This is a genomic window from Borreliella americana, from assembly GCF_032595795.2.
GTDB lineage: Bacteria > Spirochaetota > Spirochaetia > Borreliales > Borreliaceae > Borreliella > Borreliella americana.
Genome location: NZ_CP132449.1, coordinates 509,600 through 531,444, shown reverse-complemented (window position 1 = coordinate 531,444; position 21,845 = coordinate 509,600). Strand labels below are relative to the sequence as shown.

Sequence of the window (21,845 nt, the reverse complement as noted above, 5' to 3'; positions counted from 1 at the left end):
TATGGGCAAAATAATAGGTATTGACCTAGGAACAACAAACTCATGCGTAGCTATAATGGAGCATGGAAAACCAGTTGTAATACAAAATTCAGAAGGGGGAAGAACTACTCCATCTATTGTTGCTTACACAAATAAAGGCGAAAGACTTGTAGGGCAAGTTGCAAAAAACCAAATGGTTACAAACCCTGAAAACACAATTTATTCTATTAAAAGATTTATGGGAAGAAGGTTTGAAGAAGTTGCAAGCGAAATAAAAATGGTTCCTTATAAAATAGAAAAAGGGCTAAATGGCGATGCGCGAGTAAACATTTCAAATATAAAAAAGCAAATGTCACCGCCTGAGATCTCAGCAGCAACTCTTACAAAAATGAAAGAAACAGCAGAGGCTTATTTAGGTGAAAAAGTTACAGAGGCTGTTATCACAGTTCCTGCTTACTTTAATGATGCTCAAAGACAAGCCACAAAAGATGCTGGAAAAATAGCGGGTCTTGAGGTAAAAAGAATTGTTAACGAGCCAACTGCTGCTGCTCTTGCTTATGGAATTGAAAAAAAACACGAAGAGATCGTTGCTGTTTACGATCTTGGTGGGGGAACATTTGATATTTCAATATTGGAACTTGGAGATGGTGTTTTTGAAGTAAAGTCAACCAACGGAGACACACATCTTGGTGGTGACAATTTTGACGATGAGATAATAAAGCATTTAATTTCAGAATTCAAAAAAGAAAGCGCTATTGATTTGTCAAACGATAAAATGGCTCTTCAAAGACTCAAAGAGGCTGCTGAAAAAGCTAAAATAGAGCTTTCAGGCGCTCAAGAAGCTTCAATAAATCTTCCATTTATTACAGCAGATGCAAATGGTCCAAAACACTTACAATATACTCTAACAAGAGCAAAATTCGAACAAATGGTAGACCATTTGGTTCAAAAAACAAAAGAACCATGCCTTAAGGCTATTAAAGATGCAGGACTTAAAGCTTCTGATATTAATGAAGTAATACTTGTAGGTGGATCAACAAGAATTCCTGCTATTCAAAAAATTGTAAAAGATATATTTGGACAAGATCCTAACAAAGGAGTAAATCCAGATGAAGCTGTAGCAATTGGGGCTGCTATTCAGGGTGGTATTTTAACAGGAGAAACTAAAGACATGGTACTCCTTGACGTTACTCCACTCTCACTAGGAATAGAAACGCTGGGGGGTGTTATGACCAAACTTATTGAACGAAACACCACAATTCCTACAAAAAAAAGTCAGGTATTCTCAACAGCCGCTGACAATCAAACCTCTGTTGATATTAAAGTCCTTCAAGGTGAACGTGAAATGGCATCACAAAATAGAATACTTGGTAATTTTATACTTGATGGAATACCAGCAGCACCAAGAGGAGTCCCTCAAATTGAAGTTAGCTTTGACATTGATGCTAATGGAATAGTTCACGTGTCTGCAAAAGATATGGGAACAGGCAAAGAACAAAAAATTAGAATTGAATCATCATCAGGGCTCTCTGAATCAGAAATAGATCGAATGATAAAAGATGCAGAAGCTCATGCGGAAGAAGATAAAAAATTAAAAGAAAATATTGAAGCAAAAAATACAGCTAATTCTTTAATTTATCAAACAGAAAAATCATTAAAAGAATATTCTGAAAAAATTCCAAGCGAAGACAAAGAAGCTATTGAAAGTAAAATAAAAGAATTAAAAGAAAGTCTTGAAAAAGAAGACATTTCACTTATAAAATCTAGAACAGAAGAACTTCAAAAAGCTTCTTACAAAATAGCTGAGATGATGTATAAAGATTCTTCCCAGCAAAATGCAAGCAGCCCACAAGAAAATGGCCCACAAAGCAATACAAGCGGAGAGGGTAAAGAGGCTGATTATGAGGTTGTTGACGAGGATAAAAAATAGTGAAAAAAGATTATTATGAAATTTTGGGGCTCTCAAAAGGAGCCTCAAAAGATGAGATAAAAAAAGCTTATAGAAAAATAGCAATTAAATATCACCCAGACAGAAACCAGGGGAATGAAGAGGCTGCCGCTATCTTTAAAGAAGCTACTCAGGCTTACGAAATTTTAATAGATGATAATAAAAAAGCTAAATACGACAGATTTGGACATTCCGCTTTTGAAGGAGGGGGATTTGAAGGATTTTCAGGTGGATTTAGTGGATTTTCAGACATCTTTGAAGATTTTGGCGATATTTTTGATTCATTTTTCACTGGAAACAAAGGACAAGAAAAAAATAGAAAACATGCAAAAGGTGAAGACTTGGGATATAACATAGAAATATCTCTTGAAAATGCATACTTTGGTTACAAAAATAATATAAACATAACAAGACAAATGCTTTGTGATTCTTGTCTCGGGAAAAAATCCGAAAAAGGCACAAACCCTTCGATATGTAACATGTGTAACGGCAGTGGAAGAGTGGTACAAGGCGGAGGATTTTTCAGAGTTACAACAACATGTTCTAAATGTTACGGCGAGGGCAAAATAATACCAAACCCTTGTAAATCTTGTAAAGGAAAAGGAAGCCTTGCAAAGCAAGAAACTATTCAATTAAACATTCCCCCAGGTATTGATAATAACCAACAAATAAAAATGAAAGGCAAGGGAAATGTTAATCCAGACAATCAAGAATATGGCGATCTTTATGTAAAAATATTGATAAGATCTCACAAAATATTTAAAAGAAGCGGTAAAGATCTCTATGCAATGCTTCCAATAAGCTTTACTCAAGCAGCGCTTGGAAAAGAAGTAAAAATAAAAACAATCGCTTCAAAAGAGATTAAAATACAAATTCCAAAAGGCATAAACAATGAAGAACAAATTTTAATTAAAAACGCAGGAATGCCAATTCTTCAAACCGAAAAGTTTGGGAATTTAATATTAATCACCAAAATAAAAACACCTAAAAATTTAAATTCTAATGCTATTAAAATTTTTGAAGACTTGGGCAAAGAATTGAAAGATGGTAATGAAATAGATTTACTCAAAGTATAATATGTACATAACTCATGCCAATTCAATAATTGAAAGCATAAAAAATAATAAAGGATTTGAACTTTATATATCAAAAAAAAGTTCAAAAACTAAAGAAATTGAAAAATTGGCTAAAATAAAAAATATAAAAATAACAAGAATAAGCACAAATGAACTTGACAAAATTCTTAAAAGTAAAGACCACAGAGGATTTGCATTAAAATTAAAACTTGAAAAAGATAAAAATGTAAAAACACAAACTAAAGATTTTGAAAACTTGCTAGAAACATTTAAAAAAAAAGAAAATGCTTTCATTTTACTTCTAGATGAAATAGAAGATCCCCAAAACTTTGGAGCAATCCTTAGAACAGCAGAACAATTTAGTATAGATCTTGTAATTACTACTCAAAAACGTAGCGCAAAAGACAATTCAACGGTTTTGCGTACTAGCTCTGGTGCAAGTCAATATGTAAAAAAATTAACAGTGACAAACATAAACAACACAATAAATATTTTAAAAAACTATGGCTTTTGGATATACACTAGCGATATTAAAGGAGAAGATATAAACAAAATCAAAATAAGCGACAAAAAAATTGCACTTATTTTAGGAAATGAAGGAAAAGGTGTACATAAGCTAATAAAAGAAAATTCTGATTTTTTAATAAGGATACCAACTAACGGAAAAATAGACTCACTTAATGTTTCTGTATCTACAGGCATTTTAATCTTTGAAATCAAAAGGCAATTAAATATACTCTAAAGCATTAAATTAAATAAAAACTTCATTTAAAAATCAAAAAACATCTTAATAAAAACTATTTTAAAAAATTTCCCAACTCAACAGATGCAATAAACCCCTCAGCAGCAGCGGTGATGGCTTGAGCATAAAGCTTATTGCTAACATCTCCACACGAAAAAACACCATCAACACTTGTTTTAACAACATCTTTAGTAACGATAAAACCTTCTTCATCTAAATCCAAAAATCCCTTTAAAAATTCTGTATTCGGCTTATAGCCAACAGCCATAAATACAGCACTCACTTCTAATTTATAAACAATATTATCTTTTTTATTTAAAATCTTAACCGAAGAAACAAAAGATTTACCATCTACTTCTATGGCTTCTGAATTGTACAAAATTTCAATATTAGGTAACTTTGCAACACTATCTCTTAACATGGCAATAGCTCTAAGATTATCTTTTCTTACAATAAGATAAACCTTGTCTGCTAATTTGCTTAAATAAATTGATTCTGAAAGGGCGGTGTTGCCTCCACCAATTACTGCAACCCTTTTCCCTTTAAAAAGATGTCCATCACAAATAGCACAAACCGAAATACCTTTATTCCAAAATAAACCCGAATTTTTAAGAGTTTCAAGTTTTTTAGGTTTTGATCCCACAGCGATAATAACAGCTTTACTTTTATAAATATAATTTTCTGTATAAAGGTAAAAAATACTACCCTTTCTTTTTATAGAAAAAACGGTTTCGGGAAAAGTTTTAGCCCCAAGATTTACTACTTGTTCCCTCATATTTAACATCAAATCTCTACCGCTTATTCCATTTTTAAAGCCAGGATAATTGTAAACTTCTGTGGTTGTAGTAAGTTGCCCCCCAGGTTCAGGACCTTCCAAAATAGTAGCCTTATAATTACTCATAACAGAATAAATCCCGGCTGTTAGTCCAGCCGGGCCAGATCCTACAATTATTACATCTTCAATAAAATCTACCTCTTTTTGAGATAGATTTTTCTTTTTGATTAGATTTATATCAATAGTTTCAAATTCTAACATATCTAAACTTCAAGCCTCTCTTAAAAATTTGAATATTAATCTTAACGTTGCTAAAATTAATATTCAATGCTTAAGATCGACTCATAAGTTTGTTTATATTAATCTCAAAAACAGAGCACGGAATAAAAATACCAAAATTATTTAAAACATATGGTGAAATTTCGCCAAAACTCCCTATATTAAAGCCCTCAATTAAAACATCCGCTCCCCTACCATTAATATAAAAAGTGGTTTTTGATTCTATTAAATTAATCTCAATATTTAAATAATAAAAAAGCGTTGCAACGATTGAATTAATTTCATTAAAAGAAATTTCTTTGCCAGACATTAAAAAAGCTAAATTAGTAAAAGTACTTGTTCCTTCAATAATGTTTGGATTCTTTAAAGCCACCTTGCCAACTTCAAAAATTTTATGTGGATAAGGAAAATTAGAACTAACGCTTTCTGATTTTAATAAATTAGGAATTATTGATGCCCTAATATATTCATAATTCTCTGTCATTGGATTAGATACTTTTAAAAAATTTTGATCATCAATATTCATTCTGTCAATAAAATCTTTCTTAGAGCCCATATAATTATAAATCATCTCTTGAAATCCCATACCCACCATTAAATTTCTAACATTCCTTGAAAACTCTTCTAAAGGACTAAGCCTTCCCACTGCAAAAGCCTTGGGAAGCTCTGGATTAAAACTTGAAAGACCTTCACCTATCATTACATCTTCAATTACATCAACCTCATGAAGAAAGTCGTTTCTATAGAAAGGTGGAATAATATAGTTTTTTAAATCTTTAGAATAAGAATTTACTCCCATTTTTTTTAAATTAAGGCAAATACGCTCTAATGTTAAATTGCTTCCCAACAGTCTATTAATATTTTTAACATTAAACTCCACTGCTTCTTGAAAATAATAAGGACATACTAATTCTTTAAAATCTAAACCAAAAGGCTCTCTAAACACAGTTTTTACGGGCAAAATTTCAAAACCCATATCATAAAAATCACAGGCTGCTATAGATACCGCCAACAAAGTTGCTTCAAAATCAATACCTGTAATCTCAACAAACAAATCGGTATCACCAACCTTTAAAGATCCAATATTATTAGAATTAATTATTGGAGGATAAGAGACTACATTATTATTATCATCTAATAATAATGGATACTTATCAAAATTTTTAATAATATGTGAATATTCCAATCCTTTGGGATGTTTTTCATTTATTTCCAAAAGAGAAAGCTCACAATCCATTCCCAAAGGAACAAACCTATGATTAGGAGATGCAGCAACATAACTTATTGGAAATTTAATAAAACTAGAATTATACATCCCCATTGCAATTCTTCTTCTCTTTTGTCCATAATTTTGACAAAGTTTTTCTTGAAATTGAATTAGTGTTTCAAGCATTCTATCATCAATAATCAATCCTTTTGCTAAAAATCCGAAAATAAACGGTCTGATTTGAGACATTTTGCCATCCACTAAAATTTCACCGTAAAACCTTTTAAAATTTCCCTTTTTTGAAAAAAAATCATAATAAGGCATTTCTCCAAAAAAATACGTTTTTATCTGACGAGCAAGTCCTAAATAAGACCACAAATCTGGCCTATTTGTATCATTAAATTCTATTTTAATTTTCCCTGAACTTTCATCAAAACCATCAAATTCTGCCTTAAATGGTTCAAGTAATTCTGAAATCTCTAAATTTGTAAAATTTTTTCCTATTTTGTCTAAAAAAAGATTTTTATAAATTTCTACCTTTGGCATCTATCTTTCCTCGTCTTAAAACAACATCACCAATATCATAAGTAAATAGATCTCTCAAATCATTTAGACCCAAGTGCATTAAAGCCATTCTATCTATTCCAATCCCCCAAGCAATAACGGGCAGATCAATGCCCAAAGGCTTTGTAACTTCCGGCCTAAAAATTCCACTTCCTCCAAGTTCAAACCAGCCAAGAACAGGATGTTTTACATGTATTTCAATCGAAGGTTCAGTAAAGGGGAAATATGCAGGAACATATTTAACTTCTGTAGCACCCGCAAGTTCTTTGGCAAAAATTTCAAGAAGGCCCAGTAAAGTTTTAATGCTAGCATTATCCTCAATAACAATCCCTTCAGTTTGATAAAAATCTACTCCGTGAGTTGCATCTACCTGATCATATCTAAAACATCTAATAACTCCAAAATATCTGCCGGGGCTCTTGGCCTTAATTAATTGTTTTGCAGAAAGAACGGTACCATGGGTTCTTAAAACCAATCTCTTAGAAAGATCTTCGCTAAAACAATATCTCCAGCCCCTTGAACCTGTTGAATATCCTGTTTCATGGGCTAATTTTACATTAGAAAAATAAGGTTCGGGTAAAGATTCTTGCATACTGGGATCTGAAATGTAATAAACATCCTTAATATCACGAGAAGGATGAAATTGGGGCATAAAAAGAGCATCGTTGTTAAAAAATTCTGTTTCTACCAAAGGACCATCAAACTCTTGAAAACCAAGACCTACTAATTTGTCTTTGATTTTTAAAATATAATCTAAATAAGAATTGGTACGCCCAATAAAAGTTCTAGCTGGTGGAATATGAATATTGTAAGCTCTAAATTTTTTATTCTCATATGTTTTATTTTTTAAAATTTCGGAAGTAAGCTTAGTAAGCTCATCCCCAGTCAATTTGCTTTTCATTAAAAAATTTTTAACTTCTAATCCAAAACTAGACAATCTAAACTTTAAATCAAGTTTTTCTATTATTTTAAAAAATACAGAATCTGCTCCTTTTTTCTTAGCAAAATTTGATATTAATAAAAGCTCTTCGGGCGTCAAACTTTCTCTAAGAAGATCGCTACTTTTTGCTCTTTTTAACAAAATACGTATTTTATGATAATTAGCCTCTATGTCGTCTAAACAATTTAAAATAATCTGTTTATTTAAATCAAGAGAAAGAATGCCCTCTTTTAATAAATTGCCAAAGGCTTTTCTCACTTCCTTAACATCAATATCAAGCTCTAAGGCTAAATTTGAAGCAAACACTGCCTTTTGAGATACTAGATTTATTATTTTTTCTTCAATAAATCCATCTCTTAAAGCGCCAAGACCCCTTTCTGTTGCTTTATAAAATACATTTAATTTTCTATAAATCTCTTCAATAATCCCTTTAGAATTTAACCATTCAATTGTTTTATTTGCTTGACCTTCATTAAACCCCAATTTTTCAATAATAATTGAAACAGAAATGTCGTCCTCTTCTTTATTGTTTGCAATTACTTTAATCTCAAGAGGATGCAATGTTTTTATTAAATTTAAATCTGCCTTCATAAATATAACCTTTAATCACCTTTATTGCTTATACCAAGCTCTAAAATAAGCTCAACTTCCCCAATAGACAATTTGGTGGCTCTAGAAATTTCTTCAGCACTCCATCCCTGCCTCATTAATTTTATTACAGAATTCCTAACAGTTTCATTATTAAGACCAACATTATCTTGATATTTAGAATCAGTTTTAACAAGAATGCCAAGAGTTTTTATTCTCTCTTCTGCTGCAATATTTAAATTCTCTAGCCTTGTCTCAGATTTCACCACCTTCTCTCTCATAATCAAAGTATTTTTCAACTTATTTTCAATATCTAATAGCATTTCCTTTAAATTCTGAGCATTAATCAACACTTCTTCTGACAGCCCTTTGTTTAATAAGAGACTTGAAACAACATTTTCCATATCCTTGAGATTGTCTTGAAACTTAGCGCTCTCTTTGCTTAAATTATTAAATCTTTTCTCCACTTCATTTATTAAATCAAAATTTTTATCAATAGACTCTATAGTACTCTTTAATATACTCTCTTTATTGCTAATTCTTTCATAATTATCAAGAATAGTTCTCTGCTCGTCAGCTATCTCTTTTATTTTAGCTTTATAAATTTGCATTTCATCATAAGATTCAATTAAACCCTTATATCTACTATCAAATGAAGAGTAAAATTCAAAAAATCTATTAAAATCATTCTTAATAGATTTAATTGATTCTTGTTCTAACTTTAACTCATTAAAAATTTCAATAATGCCTAATGTTTCTTTTTGAATATTATAGAATTCTTTGTTAACGTTTTCAAAATTATTTTTATATTCCTGAGCAAGATCTATTTCATTTTTTAAGGTTTTCCATAATTTTTCCAACTTGTCTTTAAGAGAATAAGCCTCCAGAAATATTGAATTATTTTTTTCAAGCTCAGCATCCAATTTTTTAAAATTTTCAATTTGATTCTCAATTTGGAAATTTATTCTATCGTAACTGGATTCAAATTCTGCTCTCAAATCAGATTTATATTCAACTAAATTCTCTTTAATCTCACTAATAAATTTGTTAAATTGAATATCACAATTTAATATTTTAGATTCAAGTTCTAAAATATTGGTATCAACTTCTTTTAATAATTCTTTATGATTTTTCTTAAATTCAACCTCAAATTTATCAATTTGTTCTTGCAAGCCATTCTTTATGGTTTCAATCTCTGATGTTGAATGTTTTAAGCTTTTTTTAAGCTCATCCTCAAGCAAATCAAAATCCGATTTTATAGACTTAGAAAACGAATTATATTCATTCTCAATTGATGTCTCAATATTATTTCTGTATAAATTAATTCTTTCAGAAAATTCTGAAATATTTTTATTCATTAATTCAATTTGCCCTTCGAAACTTTCTTTATCACTAGAAATTACATCAATCATTTCTCGCCTTACTTTATCAAGATTAGAAGACAAAGTTGTAAATTCATGCTCTAATTTCTGATTAAGCTCAAAAATCTTATCTTCAAGATCCTTTTGCTGAGTTAAAAATTTCACTTCTGCTTGAATTAAAATATCTTCGGTTTTCTTATTAACCTTTTCGTCTATCTTTTCTACTTTAAAATCAACAAATTTTTCAAGATCTAAAACTTTAAGATTTAATGACTCGCCAATATTTTTAAAATCAAGATTAACCGATTGTTCAATTTTTTTAGCCTCGTTTTGCAAATTGCTAAAAATCTCTTCAGCCTTAATCTCAAAACCATCTTTAAAAGATTCTAAACCAATCTTAACATTAAAAATATCATTCTCAAATGATTTAATTTCAAGCTCAGCAAGATTTATTCTCTTCTCTATTGTGCTATAAGATTTTTCTTGCCAATTTTTTACATCATCTTTAATATTCAAAAACCAAGAATCAATAATACTTTGCTTGTTATTTACAAAATCAACAAATTCATCTACTTTCTCTGTAATATTGGTTTCCATTAAAGCTATCTCACTCTGCATATCTTTTTTTTTAGAAGAAAATTCTTTAGTAAAATCCAAATAAAAATTCTCTTTATCATCTTTAATTTTCTGTTCAATATCTAATCGGAAACTTTGAATAAGTTCTGTTTTGTCTTCCAAATTTTTAGACAAATCATATTCTAAATTTTGAATTTTATCATTATATGAGGCAATAAAGTTTTCCAAAGAATATTTAAGCTCTTCGCCTCTAATTTTTAAATCTTTTAAAAAGTCTTCTTCTAATAGTTTAAGATGTGATGAAACATTATGATAAGACTCTTCTTTTAATCTAATAACATCCTTTTCAATATTATTTAAATCAGATTCAAGATTTTTAAGATTTTTCAGTTGAGATTCAAGTTCAAAAATCATCTCTTTATTAGAACTTTTAAACTCTTCACTTAAAGTTGCAATATAAGAATTTAATCTCTCTGAAAACTCATCGTACATATCAGTATACTTTTTCTCAATCCCATCATATTGACTTAAAGCTAAATTATCAATGGCTTTAATTTTGTTGTCAATTTTATTCTCTAAATTTAATTGCCCTTCATTACACCTCTCTTCAAGTTCAATATACTTAAGATTAAAATCGTTGGTTATTTTATCAATACACCCACTCACCTTATCATTCAAATTTTTTTCTATACTATCAAAAGTACTCTCAATCGATTTTAAAGAATCAATTCTCTTTTGAATTTCATTTTCATACTTTAAAATGTCATCATCAATCAAGGTGTGTGCCTTTTTTATACATGCCTCAAAATGATTTTTTATATTCTCTTCAACATTTGCCTTAATCTCTCCAAATTGAGAATTTATAACACCGTAACAATTTTTAATTTTATCTTGCAATTCTTTTTCAAATTCTAAAATATCTTTTGATCTTTGCTCTATTATCTCAAAATTATGATCCATTTCAGAAATCTTAATTTGCAAATTTTCATCATTACTTGTAAGTGTTTTATAAATTTCGTCTCTAATTTTTGAAATAGCTCCCTCACTTTCAATTAAAAATGTAGAATATCTCTCTTCAAAATTACTCTCAATAAGTTTAAATCTTTCCTTATAAAGATCGTTCAAAAACTCAGACTTACTCTCAATATTATTTTTAAGCTCATTTGTTATCTCCCCAAATCTCTCTTTTGCTTGCATAATATCGCTATCAATCGTTCTTCTATAATCAATTGCTTCTTCTAATCTAGATTTATAATACTGTTCGATCTCTTTAACAAGCTCGTTAATTTTTGCTTCTCCATCATCTGTTAAATCTTTAACTTTCAATTCAAATTTTTCAACTTGATATTTTGACACATCAAAAGATTCCTTAAGTTTTTGAAGATTTTCATCCATACCTTTACTAAGGCTGTTTATTCTATCTGTCAATCTTCTACTTAGATTTTCAATCTCATGCATTATTTCGTTTTCAAGTTTACTAGAAATATTCTCTGAATACCCCCTATAATTAGATATCACCTCATTATATTTTCCATTAATTTCTTTATTTATATCATTAAACTTCACACTAAGAGAATCAAGGGTAATATCTATATTGGCTTGAAAAGAAGCAATGTCAGTTCTTTTATCTTGCAACAAACTATCAACCTCTTTAACAAATTCCTCTGAATTATTTAAAACTGAAGCAAATTTCTTTGATAAATTTTCTTCAAGTTCTCTAGTCTCTTTATTAAAATGGTTCATTATGTCTTGTAAAAGCTCATCAGAATATATAGCGCCTTGATTTCTAAACTCATCTATTTTCTCAAGGTAATAACTCTCAAGACTTTCTATAGAAAATTTAAGCTCTTTAATTTTTGTAGTAACCTCAGAATCTATTAAATCCAGATCAACTTTACCTGAAGACAATAAATTTTCAATTTTAACGGTTATTTCATTTAATTTACTTTGCCAATCACTAAGCTTACTATCTACTTCATTGTTAATTGAATCCTTCCTGTTTAAAATATCTTTAGAAATTCTATCTAAAAAATCATCAATTTGCTTTTGATTGTCCGATTTCATATTAGAAACAATTTGTAGTTTTGATTCAATAAATTCATTAAGATCAGACTTAAAATTATTTAAAATATCTTCTGATTCAATCTTGAAATCTTTTAATTTATAATCACATTCTTCAATCTTGCTTATGACAAGATTATTTTTATCATCAAATTTTTTATTCAAATCTTCAAGCATAAATACGCTTTTATCTTTAATTATTTCTGTTTGCCTATTAATAAACTCTTTAATTCCTAATATAGCCTCATCACTTTGTGAATATGACATATCTTTTAATTCTTTGTATTTTTCTATCACTAAACTCTCAATATCGCCTGTTTTTAATAAAACATATTCCATTCTATCGTTAACATCTTTTTCTAAATTTTCTATTTTTAAAGTAGCAGATGAAAGTAGCTCTTCACTAGAAATCTTAATATCAAGCAAAGATTTATTTAAAGCAATAAGTTCATCTTTCCAACTGCCGTGCATATCAATAGCTTTTTTTTGAATATGATCTGAAAGATCATTAAAAACGCTCTCGCTAAGCTCTATTCCTTTTTCCTTTTGAATCTGAATTAAACTTAAAAATTCTTCATTTGTTTTATTTATTTGAGATTCAATATTTTTTAAATTAGAATCCATTTCGCCTTGCCACTTTGAATATTGAAGCTTACTTTCTTCTAGCTGAGTAACAAAAACATTTACCTCATTGTAATAACGATCCTTAAACTCCACTATATTTTTGCTAATTTCATCTTTAATATTAATTAAACTGGCATTAAAATCTTCCTTTAAAGTCTCCTGGGTTTTTTCAAACATATTATTAAAAGCTTCAATTTCATTTTCTAATTTTTTGTTTAAATCTTGAAATGCTTGATAACTATTGATAGCCTCTTGAGAGAGTGTCTTAAATTTCTCGCCATAAATTAAAGAAAATTCATCCATTTCTGCCGTTAATTTATCTGTAACGCTCTTGTATTTAGATTCCATTTTATCTTCAAATTTAGAGCTACTAGAATCCAAAGATTCAAAAAGAGCTGTATACTTAGCATTTATACTATCACTTAAACTTGAATAATTATTATTAAACCTACCATTAATTTCTTCAAAATTAGAAATCAAATTATCATTAAGCTTAATAAGCTTGTCTTGAATATTTGAATCAACATCTAAGAGTTGAGATTCTAACTGCATTTTAAGCTGATTAATATCGCCCTTAAAACTTTCACTAAATAATTCAATATCTGCCCCAAATTTGCCTTTAAATTCAAGATATATTCCATTAGAATCATCTTCAAGCCTCTTTATTAAATCAATAGCACCTACCTGAACACTTTCCATTTTAGAATTCAAATCTAACAAACTAAGCTCTACCCTTTCCCTAATGTTATTGTCAACTTGACTTATTTTATCTTCATAATCCTCATAAATATTTTTAAGATTCAACTCCACTTGAGATCTAAATTTATCAAAAACATCATCAACTTGCTCCTCATACTTTCCCATCTCTATTCGCATTGCCTCCTCAAGCGAATTAATTCTTGAATAAACATCATCTTTGAAAGAAGAACTCATATAAGAAATTTCATTGTCCACCAAAACCAATTTATTCTCAAGCTTATCTTTAATTTCCTTAGAACGATCATCAACATATGTAAAGATATCCTTAAATTTATTTTGTAATTCTTCATTTAGCCTATTTAAAATAAAATCTTCTTTTTCATTAATTTTATTCTTTACACTATCCATAATAAGTTCTATAGAATTTTCTATTAACTTATATTTGTTTTCATAAAAATTAAAAGAACTTTCAATTTCTTTGTTATATTTGCCAATATTAAATTCGACCTTTTCAAGAAAATCGTTGAATTCTAAATCTAATTTCTCATTACCTTTAACTAAAATGTTATTTTTTCTCTCTTCAATGTTTGCTAAATCTTTTTCATAAAGACTAATCTCTTTATTCAAATTATCCATTTTAAAAAAAAGTTCCTTAATATTAGTATCAAACTTTTCCCAACTAGCAATTTTAATAGACTCGAGATTTTCTTTATTAGTCTTGTCAAATTTTTCTAACACTGAATTCAAATTTGATTCAACCGAATCAATTTGAGTATTAAATCCTTTTAAAGTTTTTGAAAGTTTATCTACTATTTTTCCATCAACTTGCAATCTTTGTATATTCTCTTGAACTTTAAAAGTCATTTCATCAAGATCCTTAAGCATAGAATCATGATAGGCTATCTTTTTTTCAACCTCTGCAAAATCATTGCTTTTATTTTTAATCTTTTGCTGAACTTCCTCAATCTTTTTTATTATTTCTATACTAGATCTTTGATAAGCTTCCATATCAACAGCAAGATCATTAATCTCCTTTGTCTTATCTTCAATAAAATCTTCAAGATTAACCTTTGTAAGATCAACGAACTTTTTAATTTTATCTAATGCTCTAGAACGCTTATCATATTGTCTATAAACAAATAAAACTATTGAAACCAAAAAAAGATTAACTAAAATAGTCGCAAAATCTATCATAAAATATTTTACCCATATTCTATATATTAAAACGTATATATTCTCTTAAGTCTTTATAATCATGAAAAATAAAATCAATCGTCCCCTTGTAATTTATATTCTTTTTTGAAAAAAAAGCCGCTTTCATTGAAACATTTCTAGCACCTAAAATGTCATATTCATAAGAATTCCCTACATACAAAATATTATTACTACTTAAATTCAAATCCTCAATAACTTTTAAAAAAGGTGCTTTATGTGGCTTTAAATATCCAGTATCTTCAGAGGAATAAAGAATATCCCAAAAACTGTCGTTAATTCCTAATAAATTTTTGACACGACCTAAAATAGGAAAATCTGACATTACACCCAATTTTATTCCCTTAAATTTAAGCCAATAGATTAAATCTTTAACTCCAAGATATGGCTTAAGTTTCTTAAACTTATCGCTAAAACTCTGACTGTAATATATTTTATTTAATAAAAAAGCACACCGATTCTCATCAAGACTTAAATGCTCCGAAAGCATTTTAACCTGGATAAAAAAGAGTTCATCCCTATTTGAAGGTGAAAATTGATTGCTTTGTAAAATTCGTATTTTTTTCCTAATCTGTTTAAAAGCTAAAAAAAACTTAACATTCGTTAAAAATTCAAAAAACATTAATTTATTTCTATCCGCCTCAGGATACAAGGTGCCATCTAAATCAAATACTACAGCTTTAATCATGATGATTGATTATTTGCCTTTATGGGTATAGGCTCTATTGGTAAATTTTCAGGAACCTTAACTCTAACTAAATGAATATAAGATTTTGGATATCTTTTCTGGAGAGACTTGATTGAAGTTTCAGTATTAACCTCGTTAACAGAAACCCTAAAAATCCTATTTTCATCAAGAAATGGAAGAAACAAAACAACATGCTTATGAAGCACCATGCTTGATAAATTGTTAACACCCGTGCTAATAGATCCTAAATAAATATATCCAGGCTCATCTAAAGCCAAACTATATAATAAAAACTCTAAATTTTCAATTTTATAACCACGATTGTCAATATAATCAAAAAACTTAATATTATTGACATCATTTTCCTTGATTTTAAATAAATTTAAGTCTACATTAATATTATTTATCCTATAAGCAATATTACGAATCCAATCAAGACCAAAAAAAGGATCCTTATTAAATTCTTGACTTCTAGTAAAACTACTACCTCTAACACCAATATGTCTAAGCTTAAGATCATCAATTTTTAAAAGTCGTCCTGTCATTGATTTATAAATTGAATCCGCCACCCATTTAACAAATCCCGAGCAATTAAACCCCACAGGATCTTTTTGCAACAACCCAGTTTCTATATGCACCATTTTGCCATACTCATCCATTGCACCATCAAAAACCTCAGCAATGGGAAAAGATGTAAGAAATTTTCTTAAACTAATTACCATATTAGAAATATTTTTATAAATATCAAAATATTCAGGAATAAAATATCTAAAATCAATAACCTTACCAATATAATTTATTATATTGGCAAGAGAAATTACTGCAATTTCTTCAACCTTAAAAGGCAATTTAACATCTTTATAAATTAAAGTATTTACTAAATAAAAATCAGCACTAGAAGAAAATTTTGCAGACTTTATCCTAATAAACGTATCCCCTCTGTTTATAAAAAATATTTTTACTTGCTCAATTCCCTCTTTACCCACTTTAATCACATAAGATCCTGGAAAAATATACCCTACATTCTTTTTTTTATTAAAAAAAGAATAATAAACATACTCAGAAGAAACTTCACTTGAAACTTCAATGTAATAATCTTCTGTAATAAAATGTTTTATTGGACTTATTTTTTTTTGCAAATAGCTTGAATTAAAATATTTTGAATATTTAGTCCTCACATCAAAATCATAAAAAAAACTCTCAAGCGCAAAAAGATTTAGACTCTCAAATATTAAGAATAAAAATATATATCTCACTTTAAATCTCTTATTTTTTCCTTTAATTCTACTAAAATTGGAATATTTTTATATCCAATTTTACGCAAATTATTTATTAAATAATTATAGTAAGAATTTGGAAAATTCTTTATTTTATTTGCAAAAAGAATAAACTTAACAGGATTAGTACTAACTTGTGTAATGTATTTGATTTTATGAGAAATATTTAAATGATAATCTTTGATCCATAAATTTAACATTTTATTTAGATCTGAAGTACTGGTTTTAAGCTCAAGCTGATCTTTTAACTCAAAAGATTCTTTTAAAAGGGAATCTAGGCCTATCTTTTTATGAACAGAAATTCTAAATACGGGGGCAAAATTTAAAATAGGAAAAAAAAACTTCACACGACTCTTTAAGGCTTCAAAATAATCTTTAGATTTCTCCACAAGATCCCATTTACTAAACACAATAATAATTCCTTTCCCTTTTTTAGCAGCATAATGTGCAATCTTTTTATCCTGAGAAGTCAATTCTTCTTTAACATCAATCAACAAAAACACAATATCTACCATTTCAATTACTTTTAATGCCCTATTAACAGAATAATATTCAACAATTTCATTTACTCTTGCCCTTCGCCTTATACCGGCTGTATCAATAACCTCAAAAACCTTCCCATTTCTAGTAAACTTAGTTTTAATAAAATCTCTAGTAGTACCAGGTTGATCCGAAACAATTGCAATTTCATTTCCAGATAAATAATTAATAAGGGTAGATTTGCCTGAATTGGGCTTACCTATAATTCCAACCTTAATATCAACTCCATTCTCAATATTAGCTTCACCAACTTCTACTTTTAAAAAATCTCTAAGCTTAGTAATGCCTCGACAGTGGGCTGCGCTAACCATAAAATAGCGCTTGAATCCTAAATTATGAAATTCATGAGCTAGACATTCCTTATCTTTAGTATCTACTTTGTTTAAGACCAAAACTACCTTATTACTATATTTTCTCAGTCTTTCAATAATCTGATAATCTTCAAGTAAAATTTCATTAATATCTAAAACCAATAAAATTAAATCAACTTTTTCTAAAGAGCTTAAAACCTTTTGCACAACAATTTTGCTAATCTCATCTTTCAAGATAGTAAACCCACCAGTATCAATTAATTTAAAATGAAAAGAATCAACCTTACAAACCTCTTCAACTAAATCCCTAGTAACACCGTAAGCACTCTCAGTAATACTTCTTTTTGTATTTAAAATTCGATTAAATAAAGCAGATTTACCAACATTTGGTCTACCAACAATAAGAACCTTTTTATAATTAATCAAAGCAAATAAACCTCTTTATTTATTACAATATTTCCATTATAATAGCAAATATTAGTATTTATGCCAATTACACATGAGTGTTTATATTGAAAAGAAAAAAAAGTTCAAACTCAAACAAATCAGACATACTTTTAATTTTAATTGCTATTGTTTTAACAATAATTAGTGTACTATTAATAATCAAAAATTCACTTATTATGCATATTTTTAAAGAAAAAAATTACGATAACAGTTTATTCGAATCAAGTCAAACACAGGATAATAAATTAATTGAAGCTAAAAAAACTACCAATAAAAATACAAATATAAAAATACTTAAAAATGAAAGTTTTTTAATCCAACCACCAGAAATAAAAAAACTTGAAGAAGAACTTAAGAAAAACCAAAGAAATAATAACCCTAAAAACAAAAAGTTTATTAAACTTTATTTTATAAAAGTAACCCCAGAAGGTTATTTTTTAAGACAAACTGTAAAAAGAGCTATATATTACGACAAAAATATTCTTGAAGAAACACTAAAATCTTTAATCAAGGGACCCAATGAATATGAGCTAAAAAATAATTTTTTAAGTTTAATCCCTATAAAAACCAAGCTTTTAAATTTAAGCCTAAGCGAAGGAATTGCCAAAATAAACTTATCTAAAGAATTTTATGAAAATAGTTTTGGAATTGAAGGAATAATTAATCAAATCGCTCAAATAACCTTAACATGTCTTGAAATTAAAGGAATTGATGGAATAATTCTAACAATAGAAAATAATCCAATAATACTTGAAGAATTAAACTTAAATTTCTCGGGAATATTAAATAAAAAGACTTTAGATAAATATTAAAATTCAATATCGCTAAGCAATTGCATAGAACTTACAATACTTAAAACACTTGACTTGACAACTAAAAACATGAATTCTTGATTACCTTTTCTACCTTTTGTTTTTAACTTTAATATATTTTTAACTTGTAATTTATTTTTATAAAATTTTTCAATCACGCTTTGCAAAATTATTTTCAAATAATTACCATTCACAACCCCATTAAAATTTTTTATATCTAAATTTAAACCTTTAAGCTCAAACTGAGGTTTAATTAAAACTAATATAAAATTATCAGAAAGTTTATTTATTAAATTTACACATATACTTATTGATGATCTAAAAGAAACATCTACAACGGCAAAATTAGGAACAATCTTAAATTCTGTAACATCAAAAATATTAGTTCTCTCTAAAACTTTAACTCTTGGATCAATTCTTAATTTATAAGAAAGTTGATTAATGCCCACATCAATTGAATAAACAAAATTGGCGCCACACTGTAATAGACAATCGGTAAAACCACCGGTTGAAGAGCCAACATCAACACAAATTTTATTTTTAACTTTGATCTCAAAGCCATTAAGAGCCTCTAAAAGCTTGTATCCTCCTCTTGATACAAATGCTTGACAAGAACTCTCAACTAAATCTATTTTACTTGTTTTGTTTATTAACATTTTAGGATTTTTTTCTTTATGAGAATTTACATATATATTACCTTTTAGAATTAAGATCATTAATTCTTCTCTTGTTTTTTCTGGATACCTTTTACAAAGTATATTTAATAAATTATTTCTGAATCCTTTCAATTTTTAAAGCACGGCCTGTCTTTAAATTAGAAGTAATAATAACTCCTTGTAAAATTGTGTCATCTTTAACAACTTCGGCTCTCAAAGGGGTATATTCAAGGAGCCCCTTAAGAGAAATATCGGGATTAAATCCTATAACAGAATTTAATCCGCCTGTCATCCCAATATCACTAATATAGGCTGTACCTTTTGACAATATCCTTTCATCTTGCGTCATAACATGGGTATGAGTACCAACTACACCTGTTACAAAACCATTTAAAAAATACCCAAAACTTTCTTTTTCATAATTACTCTCAGCATGAAAATCTACAAAAATGGTTCTGGCCTTATTGCTCAGCATATTAACCAATTTTTTTGTATTATCAAAAGGGTTTTTAACAATAAAATTCATATTTAAAACTCCTTGAACATTAACAACAGCAACCTTTTCATCTCTAATAGTTAAAAAACAATAACCATGTCCATCTAATAAATCTGAAAAATTATTTGGCCTTAAGATATATGTTTGCTTATTTAAGTAATCATTTATTTTATAATTAGAATACACATGATTACCGGTAGTAATAACATTAACGCCTGATCTAAAAAGGTTATTTGCTATTTCTGGAGTTATTCCAAAACCATTTGAAGAATTTTCTCCATTAGCAATTACCAAATCTATTCTATATTTATTCTTAATGTTTTTAAGATTAAAAAAAACTTTTTTTAATCCACTCTCGCCTATTATATCCCCAATTATCAAGGTTTTAATAGTGCTATCTTGCATATTCAATAACTCTAGTTTCGCGAATAATTGTAACTTTAATTTTTCCAGGATATCTCATTTCGGCTTCTATCTTCTTAGCAATATCTCTTGCTAGTAAAATTGATTTTTCATCATTAATCAAGGCATTGTCAACAATAATTCTAACTTCACGACCAGCTTGAATAGCATAACATTTTTGAACACCCTCAAAACTATACGCAATGTCTTCAAGTCTTTTAAGTCTATTTATATAGTTATTTAAACTTTCCCTTCTTGCACCAGGACGAGATGCTGAGATAGCATCTGCTATTTGAACCACAATAGCTTCAAGACTTTCGGGCTTCACCTCATTATGATGTGCAGCAATAGCATTAACAACAATTTCGCTCTCTCCACAACTTTGAGCAAGTTCAGCACCAGTAATAGCATGTCCTTCGCTATTATCAGAAATACTTTCCATCCCTTTCCCAATATCATGCAAAAGACATGCTCTTTTTACTACAACAGGATCTAATTTCATCTCTTTGGCTAAAATTTCTCCTATTATAGCCGTTTCTTTAGAATGACTTAAAACATTTTGACCATAACTACTTCTAAAGTAAAGCCTTCCCAACCCTCTAATAAGCCTCTTATCAAGCCCATGTATATTAAGGTCAAAAACTACCTTCTCACCTTCTTCTTGAATAATGCTATTTATCTCGTTGGTAACATTATACACAACTTCTTCAATCCTAGCAGGATGAATTCTGCCATCTGTAACAAGCCTTTCTAAAGTCCTCTTAGCAAGCTCTTTTCTTATTGGATCAAAGCAAGATATAACAACAGCTTCAGGCGTATCATCAATAATGATATCCGCTCCTATTAAAGTCTCAAGAGCCCTAATATTGCGCCCTTCTTTGCCTATAATCCTACCTTTCATCTCATCATTAGGTAGTTCAACAGAAGCCACTGTAAACTCAGAACTTACCTCTGTAACAATACGCTGCATAGTGGATACTAAAATATCTTTTGCAACCTTATCTGCTAATAGTTGTGCTTCTTGTTCACTTTTATTGATAATAACTTGAGCATCTCTTTTAGACTCATGTTCAACTTTTTCAATTACAATTTTTCTTGCGTCTTCTCTTGTAAGACCAGAAATATTTTCTAATCTTTTAACAAGATCGGCCTCTTTTTCTCTTATTACTTTTTCTTTTTGTTCAAATTCTTTAATTTTAAAATCAACTCTAGATTGCTGCTTATCAAGAGCAGATATTCTCTTATCTAGGGTTTCTTCTCTTTGTAATAATCTTTTTTCTAGATTAACAATCTCATTTTTCCGATCTCTTATATCCCTATCTTGCTGGTTTTTTTCTTTAAGCATTTGAGATTTTGCATTAGCAATAATTTGCCTTCTTTCATTTTCTATCTCTAATTGTGATTCTACTCTTAATTTTTTCAGATTTTTTTCTAAATTTAATAAAGACAATCTACCTAAAAAAACTCTTACTAAAAATCCTAATATAAAGCCAGCAAAAATAGAAGAAAAAATAATATATATCATATCATTTAACTCCTATCCTGTTTAAAAGCAATTTAAAATTTAATCTTTAAAACAGTGCGC

14 protein-coding genes are annotated in these 21,845 nt (G+C 28.6%); 4 read left to right on the top strand and 10 right to left on the bottom strand.

What is annotated here, in order from left to right; genetic code table 11:
- The first annotated feature begins 1 nt into the window (after position 1).
- Genes dnaK through rlmB form a run of 3 tightly spaced genes read left to right on the top strand, consistent with a single transcriptional unit; the run spans position 2 to position 3,745 of the window.
- Positions 2–1,909, top strand: a complete 1,908-nt coding sequence (dnaK, locus tag QIA00_RS02590) for a molecular chaperone DnaK (protein ID WP_316257301.1) — start codon at positions 2–4, stop codon at positions 1,907–1,909.
- Entirely contained in the window at positions 1,909–3,003 is a 1,095-nt protein-coding gene (gene dnaJ, locus QIA00_RS02585) for a molecular chaperone DnaJ (RefSeq protein WP_316257300.1), read from the top strand. The genes dnaK and dnaJ overlap by 1 nt, the downstream gene beginning before the upstream one ends.
- 1 nt (position 3,004) lies before the next feature.
- On the top strand, positions 3,005–3,745 hold the full coding sequence (gene rlmB, locus QIA00_RS02580) for a 23S rRNA (guanosine(2251)-2'-O)-methyltransferase RlmB (RefSeq protein ID WP_316257299.1): 741 nt from the start codon (positions 3,005–3,007) through the stop codon (positions 3,743–3,745).
- Between the two features lie 55 nt (positions 3,746–3,800).
- Here the strand turns inward: rlmB and trxB are convergent, their stop codons facing one another.
- The 7 genes from trxB to der form a co-directional block, all read right to left on the bottom strand.
- The gene (trxB, locus tag QIA00_RS02575) at positions 3,801–4,781 is read right to left on the bottom strand and encodes a thioredoxin-disulfide reductase (protein WP_316257298.1); all 981 of its coding nucleotides are present in this window, start codon (positions 4,779–4,781) and stop codon (positions 3,801–3,803) included.
- 70 nt (positions 4,782–4,851) lie between these two features.
- On the bottom strand, positions 4,852–6,552 hold the full coding sequence (gene pheT / locus QIA00_RS02570) for a phenylalanine--tRNA ligase subunit beta (protein ID WP_316257296.1): 1,701 nt from the start codon (positions 6,550–6,552) through the stop codon (positions 4,852–4,854).
- Positions 6,530–8,101: a phenylalanine--tRNA ligase subunit alpha gene (gene pheS / locus QIA00_RS02565; protein ID WP_316257295.1), complete on the bottom strand. Its 1,572-nt coding sequence runs from the start codon at positions 8,099–8,101 to the stop codon at positions 6,530–6,532. Before pheS ends, pheT begins: the two co-directional genes overlap by 23 nt.
- An 11-nt stretch (positions 8,102–8,112) precedes the next feature.
- Positions 8,113–14,613, bottom strand: a complete 6,501-nt coding sequence (locus tag QIA00_RS02560) for a SpiroCoCo family coiled-coil protein (RefSeq protein WP_316257293.1) — start codon at positions 14,611–14,613, stop codon at positions 8,113–8,115.
- A 19-nt stretch (positions 14,614–14,632) separates the two neighbouring features.
- Positions 14,633–15,319 (bottom strand): HAD family hydrolase, encoded by a 687-nt coding sequence (locus QIA00_RS02555; protein WP_316257291.1) that lies wholly within the window; start codon positions 15,317–15,319, stop codon positions 14,633–14,635.
- Positions 15,316–16,575, bottom strand: coding sequence for a hypothetical protein (locus QIA00_RS02550; RefSeq protein ID WP_316257290.1), 1,260 nt, complete (start codon positions 16,573–16,575; stop codon positions 15,316–15,318). The genes QIA00_RS02555 and QIA00_RS02550 overlap by 4 nt, the downstream gene beginning before the upstream one ends.
- The gene (gene der, locus QIA00_RS02545; protein ID WP_316257289.1) at positions 16,572–17,873 is read right to left on the bottom strand and encodes a ribosome biogenesis GTPase Der; all 1,302 of its coding nucleotides are present in this window, start codon (positions 17,871–17,873) and stop codon (positions 16,572–16,574) included. Before der ends, QIA00_RS02550 begins: the two co-directional genes overlap by 4 nt.
- A gap of 86 nt (positions 17,874–17,959) precedes the next feature.
- Between der and QIA00_RS02540 the strand changes: the two genes are divergently transcribed.
- Positions 17,960–18,706 (top strand): GerMN domain-containing protein, encoded by a 747-nt coding sequence (locus QIA00_RS02540; RefSeq protein ID WP_316257288.1) that lies wholly within the window; start codon positions 17,960–17,962, stop codon positions 18,704–18,706.
- Here QIA00_RS02540 and QIA00_RS02535 read toward each other — a convergent pair.
- From QIA00_RS02535 to rny, 3 genes are read right to left on the bottom strand one after another with little or no spacing between them, the layout of a single operon-like run.
- A complete protein-coding gene (locus tag QIA00_RS02535; protein WP_316257286.1) occupies positions 18,703–19,494 on the bottom strand; it encodes a TlyA family RNA methyltransferase in 792 nt (263 codons plus the stop codon). The two genes, QIA00_RS02540 and QIA00_RS02535, sit on opposite strands and share 4 nt — an antisense overlap.
- Complete coding sequence (locus tag QIA00_RS02530; RefSeq protein ID WP_316257284.1) at positions 19,475–20,263, bottom strand: TIGR00282 family metallophosphoesterase; 789 nt, start codon at positions 20,261–20,263, stop codon at positions 19,475–19,477. Before QIA00_RS02530 ends, QIA00_RS02535 begins: the two co-directional genes overlap by 20 nt.
- Complete coding sequence (gene rny, locus QIA00_RS02525) at positions 20,253–21,785, bottom strand: ribonuclease Y (RefSeq protein WP_316257283.1); 1,533 nt, start codon at positions 21,783–21,785, stop codon at positions 20,253–20,255. The genes QIA00_RS02530 and rny overlap by 11 nt, the downstream gene beginning before the upstream one ends.
- Positions 21,786–21,845: the final 60 nt, after the last annotated feature.